Source organism: Streptomyces niger (assembly GCF_000718305.1).
GTDB lineage: Bacteria > Actinomycetota > Actinomycetes > Streptomycetales > Streptomycetaceae > Streptomyces > Streptomyces niger.
Genome location: NZ_JOFQ01000007.1, coordinates 482,825 through 501,555, shown reverse-complemented (window position 1 = coordinate 501,555; position 18,731 = coordinate 482,825). Strand labels below are relative to the sequence as shown.

Here is an 18,731-nt window from a genome sequence, read left to right as displayed (position 1 = left end):
GGGTGGAGGAGGCGGGTGGGGCGGGGGCCGGGGGGGGAGGCCCCCCGGGGGGAAGTTCGGGAGACCGCAGGCCTCTGATTGAGACCGAAACCTCCGGGCTCCGGGCTCCGGGCTCCGAGCTCAGGGCCTCGGGCTCCGGGCCTCGGGCTCCGGGCCTCGAGCTCCGGGCCTCGAGCTCCGGGCCTCGAGCTCCGGGCCTCGAGCTCCGGGCCTCCGGCCTCTGGGCTCCGGTGCTTCGGGTGGCGTCGAGGGGCCTGGTGTCATGTGATGGCGTGAAGATCGGCCGCGGGATGGGGGTCAGGTTGCCCAGGGGTGGGGGTCGGGGGAGGTGTTCCAGTAGAGGGACTTCTGGCGTTGGTGGGCTCGGATGCCGTCGCGGCCCTTTTCGCGGCCCAGGCCGCTGTCCTTCATGCCGCCGAAGGGGGTGGAGATGCTGAATTGCTTGTACGTGTTGATCCAGACGGTGCCGGCTTCGATGCGGCGGGCGAGGCGCCAGGCGCGGGCGGCATCCTTGGTCCACAGGCCGCAGGCCAGTCCGTAGACGCTGTCATTGGCCTGGGTGACCAGGTCGTCCTCGTCGTCGAAGGGGAGGGCGACCAGGACCGGGCCGAAGATCTCTTCCTGGCAGGTGCGGGCGGAGTTGGGCAGGCCGTCCAGGACGGTGGGCAGGTAGTACGCGCCGTCGCGGTACTGCTCGCCTTCGGGTACGGCGCCGCCGCACAGGACGCGGGCGCCTTCCTCGCGGGCGAGGTCGACGTAGGCCGCGACGGCGTCCCGATGTTTGTGGTGGACCAGGGGTGCGACCTGGGTGGCCGGGTCGGTGCCGGGGCCGATGCGGAGTTTCCGGGTACGGGCGACGAGTTCGGCGAGGAAGTGGTCGTACAGGGGGCGGGCGATGAAGAGGCGGGAGCCGGCGATGCAGCTCTGGCCGCTGGAGGAGAAGATGCCGAACATCACGCCAGCAAGGGCCTGTTCGAGGTCGGCGTCCTCCAGGACGACGGTAGGTGACTTGCCGCCGAGTTCGAGGGAGACCGGCATCAGTTTGTCGGCGGCGGCGTGGGCGAGGGTGCGGCCGGTGCGGGTGCCGCCGGTGAAGGTGACCTTGCCGACCACCGGGTGACGGACGATGGCGTCGCCGATGACGCGGCCGGGGCCGGGGAGTACGGAGAGCAGGCCGGTGGGCAGGTCGTGCTCGATCAGGGCGCGGTGGATGATGCGGCCCAGGGCGAGGGAGACCAGGGGGGTCCACTCGGCGGGCTTGAGGAGTACGGCGTTGCCCGCGGCGAGGGCCGGGGCGAGTTTCTGGGCGTCGCTGGCGATGGGCGAGTTCCACGGGGTAATGGCGCCGATGACGCCGATCGGTTCGTGGGTGCTCATCGTGACGTACGGGCCGCGGGCGGGGGTGAGGGCGTCCTCGGCGGTTTCCAGGGCTGCGGCGATGTAGCGGAAGGTGCCGGCGGCGCTGTGCACCAGTGCCCGCGTCTCGGTACGGGACTTGCCGGTGTCGGCGGTCTGCAGGGCGGAGAGGTCGTCGGCCGCCTCCTCGATGAGGGCGGCGATGCGGTGGAGCAGGCGGGCGCGTTCGTGCGGCGGCAGGTCGCGCCAGGCCGGGTCGGCGGCGGCCCGCGCGGCGCGCTCTGCGGCTTCGCCGACGTCGGCGAGTGAGGCACCGCGGAGGGTGGTGAGGGTGTTGCCGGTCGCCGGATCGATGGTGGTGATCGTGTCGCCACGACCGGGACGCCACTCCCCCGCGACCAGCACCTTGTCCTCGGGGAGGGGGACGACTTCGTTCTTCGGAGCGTCGTCTTCGAAGGAGGGGGCCTCGCCCTTCGGGACCTTGTTCCCCGGAGGGAGAACTTCGGCCTTCGTGGCCTCGTTCCCTGGAAGGGGGGTCTCGCCCATCGGGGCCGCGACCTTTCGGGCCGCGACCTTTCGGGCCGCGTCCTTCTGGGCCTCGTTGTTCGCGAGGGGGGCCTCATGCTTCGGGGTGGGTGGTGTGGCGGGGGGCGCGGGTTCTGGAGTCGAAGGCATCGGTGGGTTCCCAGGCGTTGGTGGTGCGTGGCTCGGCGGGCGGAGGGGGCACGGCACAGGCGGGCGGACGGGAGGCGACAGAGACGGGTGGGCCGGGCGCGTCGCCGGCAGGACGGAGACGACAGTCAAGAGCAGGGTCGGGGACGACGGCCAAGAGCGGGGGCGGAGGCAACGGCCAAGAGCAGGGTCGGAGGCAACGGTCGAGAGCAGGGCATGGCAGGGCACTGCAGGACCGGGCAGGGCCGGGAGGTGCGGAACTTGCGCAGAAGGTGTGCTGGTGGCACGGGCGGCGTGAGGGATGCGGCTGGAGGCGGCTGAGGGTGGGGCAGGGTCGGTGGGGCGTCGGTGAGGTGGTGACTGCCTTGCGGTTGCGGCGGCTTGGGTTCTCGTCGCCTTCCGGGTCTCTCAGTGCCAGAAATCTAAGGGCTTAAATATCTGCCCCGCAAGAGTCACCGCGGAAAAATTTGGCGGCGCCGGACCCCTTGACGCGCACACCCTGTGTGTCGATAGAACTTAAGCCCTAAGAAACTTGGCGCTTACGTGCTTAGGTGCTTACGTACGTCGGGTCGTACGGGACTTCCCCAGCGCCCCGGATGACATCGCGCGCCCCTTCCCCCTCTCACCTCCCCCCTGTCCCTCGCCCGCGCCCTGTGCGGGTATGGAGGAAACCCGGATGAGTCTCGACGCATCACCGGGCCGTGACACCGACGCCCTACGCGCCGGCATCGCTGCTCGGTTCGAACGTCTCCCCCTGTCCCGCTGGCACGTCACCGTCCGCATCGTCATCGGCGTGGTGACCTTCTTCGAAGCCTTCGATCAGTTGCTGATCGCGTACGCCATGCCGGAGCTACGCCAGGAGTGGCACCTTACGGACGGCGACGCCACCGCCGTCCTCACCATCGGCTCCCTGGGCATGCTGATCGGCGCCCTCTTCTCGGGACGGATGGCGGACCGCATCGGGCGCGTGAAGATCATCGCGATCTGCATCGGCGTGTCCGGGCTGGCCTCGCTCGCGCTGGCCGCGAGTCCGTCGGCGTCGCCGTTCATGCTGCTGCGCTTCGTGCAGGGGCTGGCGATCGGGGGTGAGGTGCCGGTCGCCGCGACGTTCATCAGCGAGATCACCCGCAGCTTCAAGCGCGGTCGCTTCGTGCTGCTGTACGAGCTCGTCTTTCCCGCCGGGCTCACCCTGGGTGCGCTGGCGGCGGCGTGGATCGTGCCGGCGCTGGGCTGGCGGTGGATGTACGTCGTGGCCGCCGTGCCGGGGCTGCTGTGTGTACTGGTGCAGCGCACCGTTCCCGAGTCGCCGCGGTGGCTCGCCGACCGCGGCCGGTTGCGGGAGGCCGCGGCGACGATGGACCTGATCGAGGCGAAGGTCGTCGCGGCGACCGGAGCCCCGCTGCCGCCGGTCCCCGCCCTCACCGGCACCCCGGATCCCGCCCGCACCGCAACACCGGAACCGGCGGCCGCACCCACCACCGCCACCGGAACGCCGGAACCGGCCGCCAGGCCTGCCTCCACCACCACCGGAGCACCGGAGCCGGGCGCCGCGCCCACCTCCACCGCCACCGGAACGCCGGGGCCGGGCGGCGCCGGAGTATCGACATCGGCTTCGCCCCCCGGGCGCTCCGCCCGAAGCGGCCGGGCCACCGATCCCACAACCCCCGCAACCCCCGCCGAAGCCGCCGCGACCGGCGTGAAGGGCCTGTTCACCGGTCGGTACCGGCGCCGGACACTGGTCATCGGGACGCTGTGGTTCACCGGCTATTTCGTGAACTACGGGATCACGTCCTGGCTGCCGACGATCTACGGCAAGCAGTACGGGCTGTCGCTCTCCGACTCGCTCCTGTACTCCACCGTCACCTCGGTCGCCGGTTTCCTCGGGTGTCTGCTGGTCGCGCTCACGGTCGACGTGATCGGTCGGCGCAAGGTCTTCGCGGTCTTCCTCGGTGGCGCGGCCGCCCTGCTGATCGTGCTGGCCGCGCTCGGTGCCCGTACGCCGGTGCAGGTACTGGTGTGGACATCGCTCGCCGCAGTCTGCTTCTTCGGGTCCAACATCTGTCTGTACCTGTACACGCCCGAGCTGTACCCGACGCGCATGCGGGCGCTGGGATGCAGCGTCGGCGGGGCGCTCAACCGGCTCGGGGTGATCCTCGGCCCGGTCCTGGTCGGTGCGATCTACGCGGGCGGCGGGGAGGTTTCCGCGGTCTTTCTGACGCTGGGCGGGGTCGCCCTCGTCGGTGCGCTGGCCGCCGCGTTCTTCGCCGAGGAGACCACCGACCAGCCGCTCGAAAAGATCTCACCCTGAGAACCCCTGCAAGCCTCTGCGGTGCTGTGGTACCGCGGTGCTGCGGCGATGCGGTACCACGGTGCTGCGGCGTTGCGGTACCGCGGTACTGCGCTACCGCTCACCCCGTTCCGCTGACCAGTGGGGGGTTGTCGGGGTCGGGGATGCGAGTGGACCAGCCGCCCGGTACGGCGCGGCCCTGTTGGCGGCGGAAGTGCACCGGTGCGGTGCCGACTCTGCGGGTGAACAGGCGGCTGAAGTACGCCGGGTCGTCGTAGCCGACGCGGCGGGCCACGGCGGCGACCGGCAGTTCGGTGGCGGCGAGCAGTTCCTTGGCGCGGCCGAGGCGGATGCCGAGGAGGTAGTCCTTGGGGCTGCAGCCGGCGCCGCGGCGTACGGCGGTGCGGAGTTCGGCGGGGCTCATGCCGTGGCGCGCTGCGTGTTCGGCGACGGACAGCGGCAGGAAGGCGTCGCGGGCGAGGGCCTGGAGAACGGGGGCGCCGTCTACGTCGGTGTCGGCGCGGGCGCGGCGGAGGGCGACGAGCAGTTCGTGGACGGCGGCGGAGGTTTCGACTTCCAGGAGGGGGTTGCCGCGGCGGGCCGCGCGGGCGATGCGGCTGATGGCGGCGCGGGCGGCGGCGGTGTCGGCGAGGGGGACGAGGGGCCGGCCCGGTGCGGGTTCTATGTAGCCGAGTTCGGTGTAGGTGGTGGCGGCCGGGCCGGTGAAGTCGACGAAGCTTTCGTCCCAGCCGCTGTCGGGGTCGGCGCCGTAGTGGTGCGGGGTGCCGGGCGTGAGCCAGAGGAGGGCGGGGGCGGTGACCGGGTGCCGGGCGCCGTCGGGGGTGGCGTACCAGCCGCTGCCCGCGTGGATGACGACGGCGACGTGGTGGTCGAGGGTGCGGGGGCCGACGGCGGGCAGGGTGCCGTGCTGGAGGCCGACGCCGAGGCAGACGAGGCCGAGCCGGTGGTGGACCGGGCTCGGCGTGAAGTAGCGCATCCAGGTGTGGTACACGCGGGCTCCTCCCGTTCGCCACGGCCTTCCCCGGGTCGCCGAACCCGGTTGCCGTTCCAGGCCTCCAGGCCACCTTTCCGGGCTGTCCTCTGTCCTTCCGTATGGACCGTACGGATCGTACGGGCCGTACGGAACTCCGTCGCGCGGGTGCTCCGCAGGCGTTCTGCTGGCGTTGCGCGAGTGCTCCGTCCGAACTCCGTCCAAACAATGCCGATCTTTGTCCATGGACCCGCCGTACCGCCAGAGGGTGTGCTGAACGGGACGGATCTCGGGACGGATCTCGGGACGGGGCTCGGGATGGGGCTGGGGCCCGGCGGGTCGGGGCACGGCGAGGGCGAGGGGAAGGGCGGCACGGTGGCGGACACGGCCGGGGATGCGGAGCGGCGGGCGGCGGGGCGGCGGTTCGTCGTCGGGGAGGGGGAGTTCGAGCTGGACGGGCGGCCGGTGCGGCTGCTGTCGGGGGCCCTGCACTACTTCCGGGTGCACGAGGGGTACTGGGACCACCGGCTGGCGATGTTGCGGGCGATGGGCCTGAACTGCGTGGAGACGTACGTGCCGTGGAATCTGCACGAGCCGCGTCCCGGTGTGTTCCGGGAGCTGGCGGTGCTCGGCCGTTTCCTGGACGCCGTCGGGCGGGCGGGGCTGTTGGCGATCGTCCGCCCGGGGCCGTACATCTGTGCCGAGTGGGAGAACGGCGGGCTGCCGCACTGGGTGACGGGGCCGCTGGGGCGGCGGGTGCGGACGCGTGATCCGGGGTATCTGCGGGCGGTGGACGGGTGGTTGGCGGCGGTGTTGCCGCAGGTCGTGCCGCGGCAGTGTGACCGCGGCGGCCCCGTGATCATGGTGCAGGTGGAGAACGAGTACGGCTCCTACGGGTCGGACGCGGGGTATCTGGCCCACCTGGCGGACCGGTTGCGGGCGTTGGGGGTGACGGTGCCGCTGTTCACCTCCGACGGGCCGGAGGATCACATGCTCACGGGCGGGAGCGTGCCGGGGCTGACGGCGACGGTGAATTTCGGGTCGGGGGCGCGGGAGGCGTTCGCGACGTTGCGCCGGCACCGGCCGGATGGGCCGTTGATGTGCATGGAGTTCTGGTGCGGCTGGTTCTCCCACTGGCACACGGGCCCGGGCGGGGAGGACGCGGAGGCCACGGTGGCAGGACAGGCCGGGAAGGCCGCGGAAGCCACGGTGGCAGGACAGGCCGGGAAGGCCGCGGAAGCCGGAGAGACCGCGGAGGCCGGGGAAGCCGGGGAGGGGGGCGTACGGGATGCGGCGGATGCCGCGGCGGCGCTGGCCGAGATCCTGGAGTGCGGTGCGTCGGTGAACATCTACATGGCGCACGGCGGGACGAGTTTCGGCGGCTGGGCGGGGGCGAACCGGGCCGGTGCGCTGCAGGACGGCGCGCTGCTGCCGACGGTGACGTCGTACGACTACGACGCGCCCGTGGACGAGCGAGGCCGGCCGACGACGAAGTTCTGGCGGTTCCGGGAGGTGCTGGCGCCGTATGCGGAGGGGCCGGTGCCGGCGCCACCCGCGCCGCAGCCGGTGCTGGCCGCTGCGGCGGAGGTGCGGCTGACGGGGTGGGCGCCGATGGATGCGGTACTGGACGGGTTGGGCGGGCCCGAGGTGTGGTCCGGGGCGCCGCCGACGTTCGAGGAACTGGACGTGGACCGCGGGGTGGTCCGGTACCGGCTGTCGGTGCCGGGGCCGCGTGCGCCGTACGAGCTGCGGGTCCGGGGGTTGCGGGACCGGGCGGTGACGTTCGTGGACGGGGCGCCGGGGCCCGTACTGGACACCGAGGAGGCGGTGCTCGGTCCGGTCGCGGGGCCGGCGGAGGTGGAGCTCTGGGTGGAGTCGTCGGGGCGGGTCAATTACGGGCCGCGGCTGGGTGAGGCGAAGGGGATCACGGGCGGGGTGCTGCACGAACGGCAGTACCTGCACGGCGTACGGGCCCAAGGGCTGCGGCTGGACGCCGTCGAGGACGCGGCGGCGGTCGCGAGGCTGGCCTTCGAGGCGCCGCGTGCCGGAGCGCGGGGTCTGCACCGCGGGACGGTAGTGGTGCCGGCGGGCGGTGTCGGGGACGCGATGTTCGAACTGCCGGGTTGGACGCGGGGGTTCGTGTGGGTGGGCGGTTTCCCGCTGGGTCGGTACTGGTCGGCGGGGCCGCAGCGGTCGCTGTACGTGCCGGGGCCGTGCTTGCGAGAGGGCGCGAACGAGGTGCTGGTGCTGGAGCTGGAGGGAGCCGCCCCGGGCACGAGCGGACGGGGTACGGACGGACCGGGGACGGACGGGCCCTCCGTCGAGGCACCCCGTCTGGTGCCCTGAGGGCGCACCGTCCACATGTCACCACACCGCGAGCGGCGCCTCATCCCGCCCCCGGTCGCTCCTCTCCCGCGTACACGCCGAACTCGGCCATCAGCTCTTCCTCCTGGAGGAGGGTGGCGCGTACTTCGTGGCCGCGGAGCTGGGCGACGCCGGCCGACAGGGCCTGCACCAGGGAGGTGAAGGCGGTGACCGAGCGGAGGACGGAGGGGCCGGCGGCGTCCACGTAGAAGGTCTGCTGTGCGGTGGCGGCGAGCGGGGAGGACGGGTTGTCGGTGAGGGCGATGCAGTGGGCGCCGCGGTCGTGCGCCCAGGCGGCGGCGCGTACGGTCTGGGCGCTGTAGCGGTGGATGGAGACGGCGACGAAGCAGTCGCCCGCGCGGACCCGGCGCAGGTCGTCGGTGAGGGTGCCGGTGCCCGGCGTCACGGTGGCGACCTCTTCGCGGAGCATGCGCAGCAGGTAGCCGAGGAGGTAGGCGGGGGCGTGGCATTTGCGGAGGCCCATGACGTGGACGCGGGGCGCCTCGGCCAGAGCCCGTACCGCGGCGTCCCAGGTGTCCTGGGGGATGCGGGCGAAGGTGCGGGCGATGTTGGCGCGGTCCAGGGCGACGGAGCGTTCCAGGAGGTCGCCGTCGTCGGTGCCGAGCTGTTCGAGGTTGTCGTAGCGGCGGAGCAGCTGGGCCTGTTCGCGGAGGTGCGCGCGGCAGAGGCGGGTGAGGCCCGGGTAGCCGTCGAGGCCGAGGCCCGCGGCGAAGCGGACGACGGTGGCTTCGTTGACGCCGACGGCCGAGGCGAGTTCGGAGACGGTCATGAAGGCGACGCCTTCGGGGTCGGCGAGCAGCCGGTCGGCCAGGAGGCGCTGGGAGCGGGTCAGGGTGTCCGCGCGGCGCTGCAGTGCGGCGACGAGTTCGCCGTAGGTCTGCGGTGGGTGCGGGGGGTGCGACGGTGCGGGGGCCATGGCGTCGATTCTTGCAGGCGGTGAAGCGGTGGAGCAGCGGAGCGATGGAGCAGCGGAGCGATGGAGCAGCGGAGCGGTGGAGCGGTGGAGCGGTGGTGACCGCTCAGCTCGTCTCGCCGCGTGCGTAGGACGACAGGGGTAGCTCGGCGGTGCGGCCGTCCGGGCCGCGTACGGTGATCCGGTCCTCGGTGAGGTCGGCGACGGCGGTGCAGAGGGTCATCAGGGGGTCGGTGCCGGCGGCGGTGCGGTGCACGCCGTGCGGGAGGGGTGCGCCGGTGAGGACCTGGAGGAACCAGTCGGCGTCGGGTTCGGTGTCGGGGAGGGGGAGCCGGTCGAGGGCGGTGCCGCGGGCGACGCTCTCCTCGTACTGGCCGAGGCTGCGGGCGGCCTGCGTCGCCGGTCCGGCCACCGGGCTCTCGCCAGAAGCCACCGGGCTCTCGCCAGGGGAAGCCACCGGGCTCTCGCCGGGGAGGTCACCAAGAGTGTTGGCGGGGGCATCCAGGGCGGCGGGCAGGCGGCGGAGGTGGTTGGTGTGCCACTGGAGCGGTGCGCCCGTTCCGACTTCGTGGGCGGCGGTGCGGCCGGCGGCGCTCTCGACGACCGCGACGCGGCCGGTGGCGGCTTCGCCGAGGGTGTAGGCGAAGCCGCCGGCGCCGGCGTGGGTGCTGAGGTGGTGGAGGGCTTCGTCGAGGGTGCGGGCCTGCTGCATGGCGCGGGCGACGAAGTGGCGGCCGGGTGCGTCGGCCGGGGCGGCGACCTGGATGTGGTTGATGCCCCAGACGAGGCCGTGGCCGGTGGCGGTGAAGGTGTTGGCGGGCAGGAAGCCCGGGTACCACTGGACGGTGACCGGGGCTTCGCCGTCGATGCGCAGGGTGAGGAGCATGAGCCGGCCGTCGAGGGCGGGGGCGCCGTCCTCGTTGTGGGCGACGCGGGAGCGGGTGCGGCGCCAGCCGAGGTCGGTGCAGCCGGTGCCGTCGTCGGTGCCGAGGTCGCCGCGGAGGTTGGCGCGGAGCAGGTCGTCGAAGGGCAGGCCGGCGCCGGTGGCCAGGTCGCGGAGTTCGGCGACCTGGACGGGCCAGTGCGTCTCGGTGCGGTGCAGCAGGCGTGCGAGGCGTGCACGGCCGGGGCCGTCGGCGGTTCGGGCGCGGAGTGCTTCGCGCTCGGGCAGGGCGTCCTGGACGGCGTGGATGTCGGCGCGGGTGGTGTCGCCGAGGGTGCGGAAGACGGCGGACCGTTCTCCGGTGAGGACCAGCCACCGCAGTCCGGCGAGCTCCTGCTCCTGGACCTCCGCACCCATCGCGCCGTCCGCCTTCCACGCTCTCGAAACGTCAACAGAATTGCAATGTGAACACTCTACGCAACTCTGATTGCACCACCTTCATCGCCCTGCCGCGACTCGCTTCGCCCCGGCCCTCACACCTCCCGTACCTCGAACCCGTCCAGGACGTATTCCGCCGTCCCGTCGTCCCCGGTCTTGCGGAGCCCCACCCAGGCCTCGCCCTTCTCGGGGGCGGTGAACTCGTAGGAGTGGACGGTGGGCCGGGTGGCCACGGGCAGCGGTACGCGGGTCAGTTCCCGGGTCGCCGGGTCGTCGACCGCGGTGATCCAGGCGTACTGGTCGGCCTTCTCGTTCTCGTACCGGAAGGTGACCCGGTAGCGGCGGCCGGGGGCGAAGCGGACGGTGTGCGGCACGGTCCGGTAGACCACGCCCTTGTTCTCGCCGCGGGACTTCAGGGACTGGCTGCCGTCGATGACGTCGTCGATCGCCTTCCCGTTCCAGCCGCGCTGGGTGTAGGGCGCGTGGCGCTGGGCGATGTGGGTGCGCGGGTCGGTCGCGCCGCCCGCGTCGCCCTTGACGAAGACGCCCCAGCCCTGCGGTACGTGCTCGAAGTCCTCGTACGCCAGGGTGCCGGGCTTCGTCATGTGCGAGGCGGGCACGACGCGTACGTTGTCGAAGCGGACGCGGGCCCGTCCGGCCGCCGCCTTCAGGGACAGCGTCACCGGGCCGCCGCCCTCCGGGACCGTGAAGCGGGTGAACATGCGCTGGAAGCGGGTGCCGTGCTTGCGGTCGGCGGCGACGAAGTTGCCGGCCGTGGAGGTCTCGGTCCAGTTGACCGCGGTGATCCCGTCGGCCGTGCGGACCGCGAGTTCGGCGCGGCGCCGTTCGCCCGCCCGCTCGCCGACCTCGACCTGGACGGATGCCGCGTACGTGCCGGGTGCGAGGCGGTGCAGGCGGCGGGCCACCGTGGTCGCGGCGCCGGCGCCGACGACCAGTTCGTCGTCGCCGAGCGCGCTGGCGCGGACCGTCGCGGGGCCGCTCACCTGCCAGCCGTCCAGGCTTCCCGAGTGGAAGCCGGGGTCGGCCAGCGGCGTGCCCTCGCCCCAGCCGGGTGCCTCCTGCGGCGCGGCCCGCCGCCGGTGGACGACGTAGGGGACGCCCGCGGCGGCCTCGATCGTGACCTTGCCGCCCTTGACGGGCAGCCGCTGCTCGTCGGCGCGGCCCTGGTCGGTGAGGCGGTACAGGTACACCGTGCCGGTGCGCCAGCCGCGCGGCAGCGTCCAGGCCGTGGTGCCGCCGCGGGGGTGGTAGTGGTAGAGCTTCTGCGGGTCGGTGGCGCGGCGGGGTTCCCAGGGCAGCAGGTAGGTGCCGTCGTCGTAGACGAGCCGTCCGTCGGTGGTGATGCGGCGCTTGCCGCCGTCGGCGTCGGTGACGGTCGTGCGGGTGGGGCCCTCGAAGGTGATCTCGTGGTCGGTCCAGGTCTTGATCGGGTACGCCTGGAGGTACTTGGCGGGCAGCGCGTCCCGCCAGATGATCTCGTAGAAGGCGTGCCAGTCGGTCTTGCCGACCCAGCCCTCGAAGTTGCCCATGCGGGGGGCGCCGAGGAGCGTCGGCCACTTGTCGGCGAAGACGTCCTTGTGGTGGTTGCGCAGGAAGCGGATGAGCTTGCTGTTGATGCCGCGGGAGGTGTCGCCGCCGTAGTCGGTCTCGTTCGCCCAGTGCGACCAGAGGGACGAGCGTTCCAGGCCGTGGCCCCACTCGGTGGTCACCAGCCAGCCCTGGTCGCGCAGGTGGCGCTGGAGGCGGTCGGAGTTCCAGCCGGACTCGCGGAAGACGTCGATGTAGAGGGTGTTCAGGGCCGGGTCGGTCTCGTCGCGGAGCCGCTGGAAGCGGGCGGCGATGTCGCCGGAGACCAGGTCGCGGCGGGCGTCGATGCGGTAGGACTGGTCCAGCCAGTCCCACTGTTCGTCGGTCTTGTCGACCAGGGTCTCGGAGAAGGCGTGCGCGACGGGGTAGGACTCGGTGGCGTTCACATGTACGGCGAAGTCGCTGTTCCACTTCTTGCCCGTGCGGACCAGGGTGTTGAGGTCGTCGAGGCCGCCGGCGCGGGTGTTGTGGTTGCCGCCGTAGTCGGGGTGTGCGGAGTCGTGGCCCTCGGACTGGTAGCCCTTGAGGAGGGTGAACTGGCGTAGCCCGTCCGTCGCGAGGGAGATCCGCTTGACGTGGTCGAGGGTGGCGAGGAACGGGTTGGTGGCCTGGCTGGCGAAGTTGAAGGGGATGTGCGGGACGACGCGGAGGTGCTGCTCGTCGGCGCCCAGCGGCATCACCATGATGTCGCGCAGCGCGATGGCCGCGTCCTGCCAGTCGACGCGGCCGTCGCCGTTGCGGTCGCGGGTGAGGATCACGGTGGCGTAGGGCAGCGGCTCGGTGTCGGTGACGGGTGCGGTGGCCGCGCGGTGCGTCCACTGGCCGCACGCGAGGCGCGCCTCGACATAGCCGTCCCGCTGTACGGTCTGCCGCCAGAGCCGGCCGTTCTCCCAGGTGGTGGCGGTGGCTGGCTTGTCGTAGACGGTGTTGGTCTCCAGCGCGGCGGCCAGTTCGTCGGTGGCGACCACGGCGTACGCACAGCCCAGTGGCGCGGCGTCGGCGGGGGTGTCGTCGGTGACCCGGACGAGGGTGTCGCCGCTCTTGGCCTTGTCCAGTTCGATGCGGGCGGCGAGGAGCGTGGCGCCGGGCTGGTCGCTGCGCACACTGAGCAATGCGAGGGCGGGGATCTGGAGGGTGCCGACGCGGAGCGCGGCGGTGTCGGCGATCTTCGTGACCCGCCAGTGGACCTGCCATCCCTCGGCCGCGATCTCGACGCCGATCTCGGTGCCGCCGTCGAAGGCGAGGGTGTAGGCGATGCGGTCGTGCGCCGGCCGTGCGGTGACCTTCGGGGTGTGCGCCGTGCCGTCGATGACGACCTCGGTGACGGGCTCGGCCTGGCCGTGCAGGACGGCGCCGGTGGCGGTGTCGGTGTAGGCGAGGACGCGGGGGAAGGCGGTGTCGACGCGGACCTGGAGGCGGTCGGAGCGGAGTACGGCCTCGCCTGCCCGGGGGGCCGCGTGCGCGGTGCCGCTGCCGAGGGGCAGGGCGGTGCCTAGGGCGGCGAGGGCGGTGCCGGCGACGACGGTCCTGCGGCTGGGTCCTTGCCCGTCACCTGTGTGTCCGTTCACGCGCACTGTCCTCCTTCGCACGGCGGTCCTGTCGCGGACAGCGTGCTGCCCGTGCGGCGGGTGCGCCCATGGACAAAGGAGGGACAGGTGTTGGACTAACGGGGCGGTGCGGCCGCGTGCCGTACCGCACCGCCCCGGTCGTCGGCGCGTCAGCCGCCGAGCCGGCCCGCGCCCTTCTTGATGTCCGCGGCGAAGGCGCTCACCTCGGTGTAGACGCCGGGCTTGCCGGGACGTGCGCAGCCCTCGCCCCAGCTGACGATGCCGACCTGGATCCACCGGCCGCCGTCGTCCTTGCGGAACATCGGGCCGCCGGAGTCACCCTGGCAGGTGTCCACGCCGCCGGTGTCCAGCTTGCCGGCGCAGATCTCGTCGCCGGGGGTCAGGTCTGTGCCGTAGGCCTTCTCGCAGGTGGCGTCGTCGACGAACGGTACCTGGGCCTTGAGCAGGTAGCGCTGCTGCTGACCGCCCTCCTTGTCGGCGCCCCACCCGGCTATGGTGAAGTCGCCGTTGTTGAACTTGTCGCTCTCCGCGATCTTCAAGGTGGGGATGTTCTTGATCGGCTTGGCGAGCTTGATCAGGGCCCAGTCCTTGCCCTTGCCGTTGTAACCGGGCGCCTGGAGGATTTTGGTGGACTTGACCTTCACGGCCTTGGGGTCCTTGAGGTCCACGACGCCGGCGGTGGCCGTGACGGAGGTGTCGGGTCCGCTGCCGTCCACGCAGTGTGCGGCGGTCAGCACGATGTCCTTGGCGTACAGCGCGCCGCCGCAGCCCATGGACAGCCGGACCATGAACGGGAACTCGCCCTGTTGGGCGCGGGTGCCGCCGACGACCTTCGTGTGGTTGCCGCCGTCCCCTGCGGGCGCGGCGCCGGCGGTACCGGGTTGGAGGCTGACGGCCGCGAGCGCCACGGCTCCGACGGCTGCGGCTCTCTTGAAGTGCTTCAGGTAGCTCAACGGGCTTCCTTTCGTGGGGGGTTGCGCGCCGATGACAGCTGTCACTGACGAGCCCATGCCAACACCGGAGCCGGTGTCCGCCGCCGGGCGGAACAGGTGAGGAACAACGGCGGCGCACGGAAAGGCGTCCGGACCCAGTGGGGGTGAGCCCGCGAAGCGCCCTGCGATTATGTGGAACGAGAGACAAGAGTGACAAGGGCATCCAACCGCTCAATTCCGTTGTACCCGGGGGCAGTACGCCCCATACCGCCCGGTCGTGTCGACTCGTAGAGTGGTGGGGTGGCAGTGCGAGGCACCGGGCGTCCGGGCGGCCCCGGAAGCCCGGACGGTGCGGCCGGCCGCACCCGTCCCGGCAGCGAGATCGTGCACGGCTACCCGCACCTGGAAACGGTCCGCTCGGCCGTCACCGCGCTCTACAAGCGCCTGTCCTACGACACCGTGCGCACCTTCGACACGTCCGTGCCGCCCGCCGACGCGGCGTTCGGCGCCGACGAGGACCTGCATCTGGGCGTGCAGCGGGTGGCCCGCACGATGCTGGCGCACCTGCGGCTGCCGGACGCCCGGATGATCGTCTCCTTCCGGACGATGCGGCACGCCGCGCACGTCGAACTGACCGCGGGCCCCGAGTACTTCATCGAGCTCAACGAACGCTTCGGCAGCCACCGGGAGGACATCGCCGCGGCCCTCGCCCACGAGGTGATGCACATCTACCTGCACCGCCTGGGCCTGTCCTTCCCCGGCACGCACGCCAACGAGATCCTCACCGACACCGCGACCGCCTACCTGGGCGCCGGCTGGCTGCTGCTGGACGCCTACCGGGAGCACGGCACCGCCTCGCAGAAGCTGGGCTACCTCACCCCCGAGGAGTTCGGGTACGTGCTCGCCAAGCGGGCCCTGTTCTTCGCCGAGGACCCCGCGACGTGGTTCACCAGCCCGCAGGCGTACGACGCCTACCGGGCGGGCCGGCAGCAGGCGCTGCGCGACACCCGGCAGCCGCCGCTGGCCGCCGCCGGCCGGTCCGGACGGTGGCGGTACGCCAGGGACCGGCGTGGTGCGCGCGTGCCGCACCGCTCCCCCGGCCCGCCGCCGGACGCCGGGTACGTCTTCGACGGGCCGGGGCCGTTGCGCGTCAGCTTCCCGTGCCCGGTCTGCCACCAGCGCATCCGACTGCCGGTACGCGGCCCGGTCCGGGCCCGCTGCGCGCTGTGCCGCACGGAGCTGGAGTGCGACACGTAGCGGTGGTCACAACCAGTCCTTCTCCGGCGTGGCGGCCCGGAGCACCGCCGCCGCGCCCCCGACCACCGGCTCGCCGTGCGGGACGCACACCGTCTCCAGCGGCGTGAGCGAGGCCAGCTTGCGGAAGGAGGCGATGGCCTGCTCGCGGTCGACGCTGAAGGGGCCCAGCACCACCCGCCCCTCCCCCTGGCCGATGATGTCGCCGGGGAAGAGGACCCCCGACTCGGGGAGGTGCAGGGCGATGGAGCCGGCGGTGTGGCCGGGTGCGGCGTGCACGTGCACCGGCTCGCCCCACCCTTCCATCTGATCGCCGTCGTGCAGTTCGGTGTCGACCGCGACGGGGCACGGCGCTCCCACCCCGGCGGCCGCCAGGCCCGCCATGACCTGTTCGTGCAGCACCTGCTCGGCGGCGGTGGGGACCGGCGGCGGCTCGGGCGCCTCGCCGCGGATGACCGGGGCGTCGGGCGCGCCGGCCAGCACCGTGGCGCCGGTGGCCGCCACGAGGTCGGCGGCGGATCCGATGTGGTCGAGGTGCGAGTGGGTCAGCACGATCTGCCGAACGTCGTCCGGGCGCGCCCCGAGTTCGGCCAGTGCCGCGAGGACGGCCGGCGCGGAGCCCGGGACGCCGGTGTCCACCAGGGCGTATCCGGGCCGCCCCGCGGGGTCGCCGGCCGGCAGCCGGACGGCGTACACGTGGCCCACGGGGAAGGGGAACTGCCATATCGAAGGGGTGAGCTGTATGGGTTCCATGTGGCGACCTTAAGCGGGCGCCACGCCGAAGCCCCCTGTTCACGACGGGCGTTCACCCGGCGCGTACCGGCCCCTCAAGGGCGCGGGGGCCGGTATGCGCGGAGGGGTCAGTCCTGGCGCTCGGGGCGGAGGACCGGGCGCAGGGCCTCCAGGACGGCGGGGTCCTCGACGGTGGCGGGGACCGGCTCGTCCACGCCGTCGGCCAGGGCGCGCATGCTGCGGCGCAGGATCTTGCCGGAGCGGGTCTTGGGCAGCGCGGGCACGATCACGGCCTCTTTCAGGGCGGCGACGGCGCCGATCTCGCGGCGTACGGACCGCACCAGTTCGGCGGCCACCTGCGCGTGGTCGTCGGTGACGCCGGCCTTGAGGACCACCAGGGCCCGTGGCACCTGGCCCTTGAGCGCGTCGGCCACGCCGATGACCGCGCACTCCGAGACCGCCGGGTGGCCGGCGAGGACGGCCTCCATCGCGCCGGAGGAGAGCCGGTGCCCGGCCACGTTGATCACGTCGTCGGTGCGGCCCATGATGAAGACGTAGCCGTCCTCGTCGACGTAGCCGCCGTCGCCGGTCGCGTAGTGGCCGGGGAACCGCGAGAGGTAGGAGGACACGTACCGCTCGTCGTCGTTCCAGAGGGTGGGCAGCGAGCCCGGCGGCAGCGGCAGCTTCAGCGCCACCGCGCCGTCCTGGCCGGGGCCGCACGGCTCGCCGTTCTCGTTCAGGACCCGCAGGTCGTAGCCGGGCACCGGCACGGTCGGCGAGCCGGGCTTGACCGGCATCGGGTCCAGTCCGCGCAGGTTGGCGGCGATCGGCCAGCCGGTCTCGGTCTGCCACCAGTTGTCGATCACCGGTACGTCCAGCACCCGGCTCGCCCAGTGGTACGTGCCCGGGTCCAGCCGCTCCCCCGCCATGAACAGCGTGCGCAGCGAACCGGTGTCGTGGTCGGCGAGGAGGGCCGCCTCCGGATCCTCCTTGCGGACGGCGCGCAGCGCGGTGGGCGCGGTGAACAGCGCCTTGACGCGGTGCTCGGCGATCACCCGCCAGAAGGCACCCGCGTCCGGGGTGCCGACGGGCTTGCCCTCGTACAGGACGGTGGTGGCGCCGGTCAGCAGCGGGGCGTAGACGATGTAGGAGTGGCCGACGACCCAGCCGACGTCGGAGGCGGTCCACCAGACGTCGCCGGGGCCGATGCCGAAGACGTTGGCCATGCTCCAGGTGAGGGCGACGGCGTGGCCGCCGTTGTCGCGGACGACTCCCTTGGGGCGCCCTGTGGTACCGGAGGTGTAGAGGATGTAGAGCGGGTCGGTGGCGGCGACGGGGACGCAGTCGGCGGGTGCGGCGGCGGCCATGGCCTCCTCCCAGTCCAGGTCGCGCGCGGTGAGGTCGGCGCGTTCCTGGGAGCGCTGCACGATGACGCAGTGGTCGGGCGCGTGGTCGGCGAGGCGCAGCGCCTCGTCGAGCATCGGCTTGTACGGGAGGACGCGCTTGCCTTCGATGCCGCAGGACGCGGAGACGACGACCTTGGGCTTGGCGTCGTCGATGCGGACGGCGAGTTCCCTCGGGGCGAAGCCGCCGAAGACGACGGAGTGCACGGCGCCGAGGCGGGCGCAGGCCAGCATGGCGATGACGGCCTGCGGGACCATCGGCAGGTAGAGGACGACGCGGTCGCCTCTGCCGACCCCGAGCGAGCGCAGGACGCCGGCGAATCGGGCCGTGCGGTCCAGGAGTTCGGCGTAGGTGTAGCGCTGCCGGGTGCCGGTGACGGGGCTGTCGTGGATCAGCGCGGTGCGGTCGCCGTGGCCGGCGGCGACGTGCCGGTCCAGGGCGTTGTGGCAGGTGTTGAGCTCGCCGTCGGGGAACCAGCGGTAGAAGGGCGGGCGGTCCGCGTCCAGGACGCGGGTGGGCTCCTTCGTCCAGGTCACCGCCTTGGCCGCGGCTCCCCAGAAGCCGTCGGGATCGCTGATGCTCTGTTCGTGCGCCGCGCGGTATGCACGCATCCTTGCCCTCACCTCTCGTGTCGGCCGGCCGGCCGCGCAGGCGTCCGTCGCCCGCCGCGCGGCGTCCCGGTCGGTCCTCGGGGCGTCCACTGTGTCCCGTACGGGGCGCCGGAGGAAGAGGGGCGCACCGGCTGTCGGGGCGCCACCGCGGGGTGTCCTCGCCGTGCGGGTCGCGGCGGTGGGGCTTCGAGCGCACTCCAGCGCCTAGGCTCCGGGGTATGAGCCCTTCCATCGCCACCAACAAGACCGTCGAACTGCCCGAACTGCTGGAGTTCGTCCGCCCGCGGCACCGCGCCATCCTGCTGACCCGCCGGTCGGACGGCACCCCTCAGGGCTCGCCGCTGACCTGCGGTGTGGACGACTCGGGCCGGATCGTGATCTCGACGTACCCGGAGCGCGCCAAGGTCCGCAACGCGCGCCGCGCGCCGTCCGTCAGCGTCATCGTGCTGTCCGACGAGTGGAACGGCCCGTGGGTGCAGGTCGACGGCGAGGCCGAGGTCATCGACGCGCCGGACTCGGTCGAGCCGCTGGTGGAGTACTTCCGCAACATCTCCGGCGAGCACCCGGACTGGGACGAGTACCGCGCGGCCATGCTCAAGCAGGGCAAGTCGATCATCCGCATCACGCCCCGCCGCTGGGGCCCGATCGCCACGGGCGGCTTCCCGGCGCGGCTGGTGGAGGACGAGGGCTGAGGCGG

12 protein-coding genes are annotated in these 18,731 nt (G+C 72.7%); 4 read left to right on the top strand and 8 right to left on the bottom strand.

What is annotated here, in order from left to right:
- Positions 1-297: 297 nt before the first annotated feature.
- Positions 298-1,902, bottom strand: a complete 1,605-nt coding sequence (locus IF20_RS16480) for an aldehyde dehydrogenase (protein ID WP_110944209.1) — start codon at positions 1,900-1,902, stop codon at positions 298-300.
- A gap of 802 nt (positions 1,903-2,704) precedes the next feature.
- On the opposite strand from IF20_RS16480, the gene IF20_RS16475 reads away from it, so the two are divergent.
- Positions 2,705-4,336: an MFS transporter gene (locus IF20_RS16475; protein ID WP_110944208.1), complete on the top strand. Its 1,632-nt coding sequence runs from the start codon at positions 2,705-2,707 to the stop codon at positions 4,334-4,336.
- A gap of 100 nt (positions 4,337-4,436) precedes the next feature.
- On the opposite strand, the gene IF20_RS16470 is transcribed toward IF20_RS16475, so the two are convergent.
- Complete coding sequence (locus IF20_RS16470; RefSeq protein WP_052865902.1) at positions 4,437-5,327, bottom strand: helix-turn-helix domain-containing protein; 891 nt, start codon at positions 5,325-5,327, stop codon at positions 4,437-4,439.
- 297 nt (positions 5,328-5,624) lie between these two features.
- Here IF20_RS16470 and IF20_RS16465 point away from each other — a divergent pair, with 297 nt between their 5' ends.
- Positions 5,625-7,652: a glycoside hydrolase family 35 protein gene (locus tag IF20_RS16465; RefSeq protein WP_110944233.1), complete on the top strand. Its 2,028-nt coding sequence runs from the start codon at positions 5,625-5,627 to the stop codon at positions 7,650-7,652.
- 40 nt (positions 7,653-7,692) lie between these two features.
- Here the strand turns inward: IF20_RS16465 and IF20_RS16460 are convergent, their stop codons facing one another.
- The 4 genes from IF20_RS16460 to IF20_RS16445 form a co-directional block, all read right to left on the bottom strand.
- Positions 7,693-8,607, bottom strand: a complete 915-nt coding sequence (locus tag IF20_RS16460; RefSeq protein WP_052865901.1) for a MurR/RpiR family transcriptional regulator — start codon at positions 8,605-8,607, stop codon at positions 7,693-7,695.
- A 103-nt stretch (positions 8,608-8,710) separates the two neighbouring features.
- Positions 8,711-9,904, bottom strand: a complete 1,194-nt coding sequence (locus tag IF20_RS16455; protein ID WP_052865900.1) for a C45 family autoproteolytic acyltransferase/hydolase — start codon at positions 9,902-9,904, stop codon at positions 8,711-8,713.
- Positions 9,905-10,020: 116 nt separating this feature from the next.
- The gene (locus IF20_RS16450; RefSeq protein ID WP_052865899.1) at positions 10,021-13,101 is read right to left on the bottom strand and encodes an endo-alpha-N-acetylgalactosaminidase family protein; all 3,081 of its coding nucleotides are present in this window, start codon (positions 13,099-13,101) and stop codon (positions 10,021-10,023) included.
- 149 nt (positions 13,102-13,250) lie between these two features.
- Entirely contained in the window at positions 13,251-14,111 is an 861-nt protein-coding gene (locus IF20_RS16445; protein WP_052865898.1) for a S1 family peptidase, read from the bottom strand.
- A 303-nt stretch (positions 14,112-14,414) separates the two neighbouring features.
- Between IF20_RS16445 and IF20_RS16440 the strand changes: the two genes are divergently transcribed.
- The gene (locus tag IF20_RS16440; protein WP_052865963.1) at positions 14,415-15,290 is read left to right on the top strand and encodes a hypothetical protein; all 876 of its coding nucleotides are present in this window, start codon (positions 14,415-14,417) and stop codon (positions 15,288-15,290) included.
- Positions 15,291-15,296: 6 nt separating this feature from the next.
- Here the strand turns inward: IF20_RS16440 and IF20_RS16435 are convergent, their stop codons facing one another.
- Both IF20_RS16435 and IF20_RS16430 read right to left on the bottom strand, forming a co-directional pair.
- Entirely contained in the window at positions 15,297-16,040 is a 744-nt protein-coding gene (locus tag IF20_RS16435; protein WP_052865897.1) for an MBL fold metallo-hydrolase, read from the bottom strand.
- A 107-nt stretch (positions 16,041-16,147) separates the two neighbouring features.
- Complete coding sequence (locus tag IF20_RS16430) at positions 16,148-18,046, bottom strand: propionyl-CoA synthetase (RefSeq protein WP_267881134.1); 1,899 nt, start codon at positions 18,044-18,046, stop codon at positions 16,148-16,150.
- Positions 18,047-18,252: 206 nt separating this feature from the next.
- Between IF20_RS16430 and IF20_RS16425 the strand changes: the two genes are divergently transcribed.
- Positions 18,253-18,726 carry a PPOX class F420-dependent oxidoreductase gene (locus tag IF20_RS16425; RefSeq protein ID WP_052865895.1) on the top strand — a complete coding sequence of 158 codons (474 nt, stop codon included), beginning with the start codon at positions 18,253-18,255 and terminating at the stop codon, positions 18,724-18,726.
- Positions 18,727-18,731: the final 5 nt, after the last annotated feature.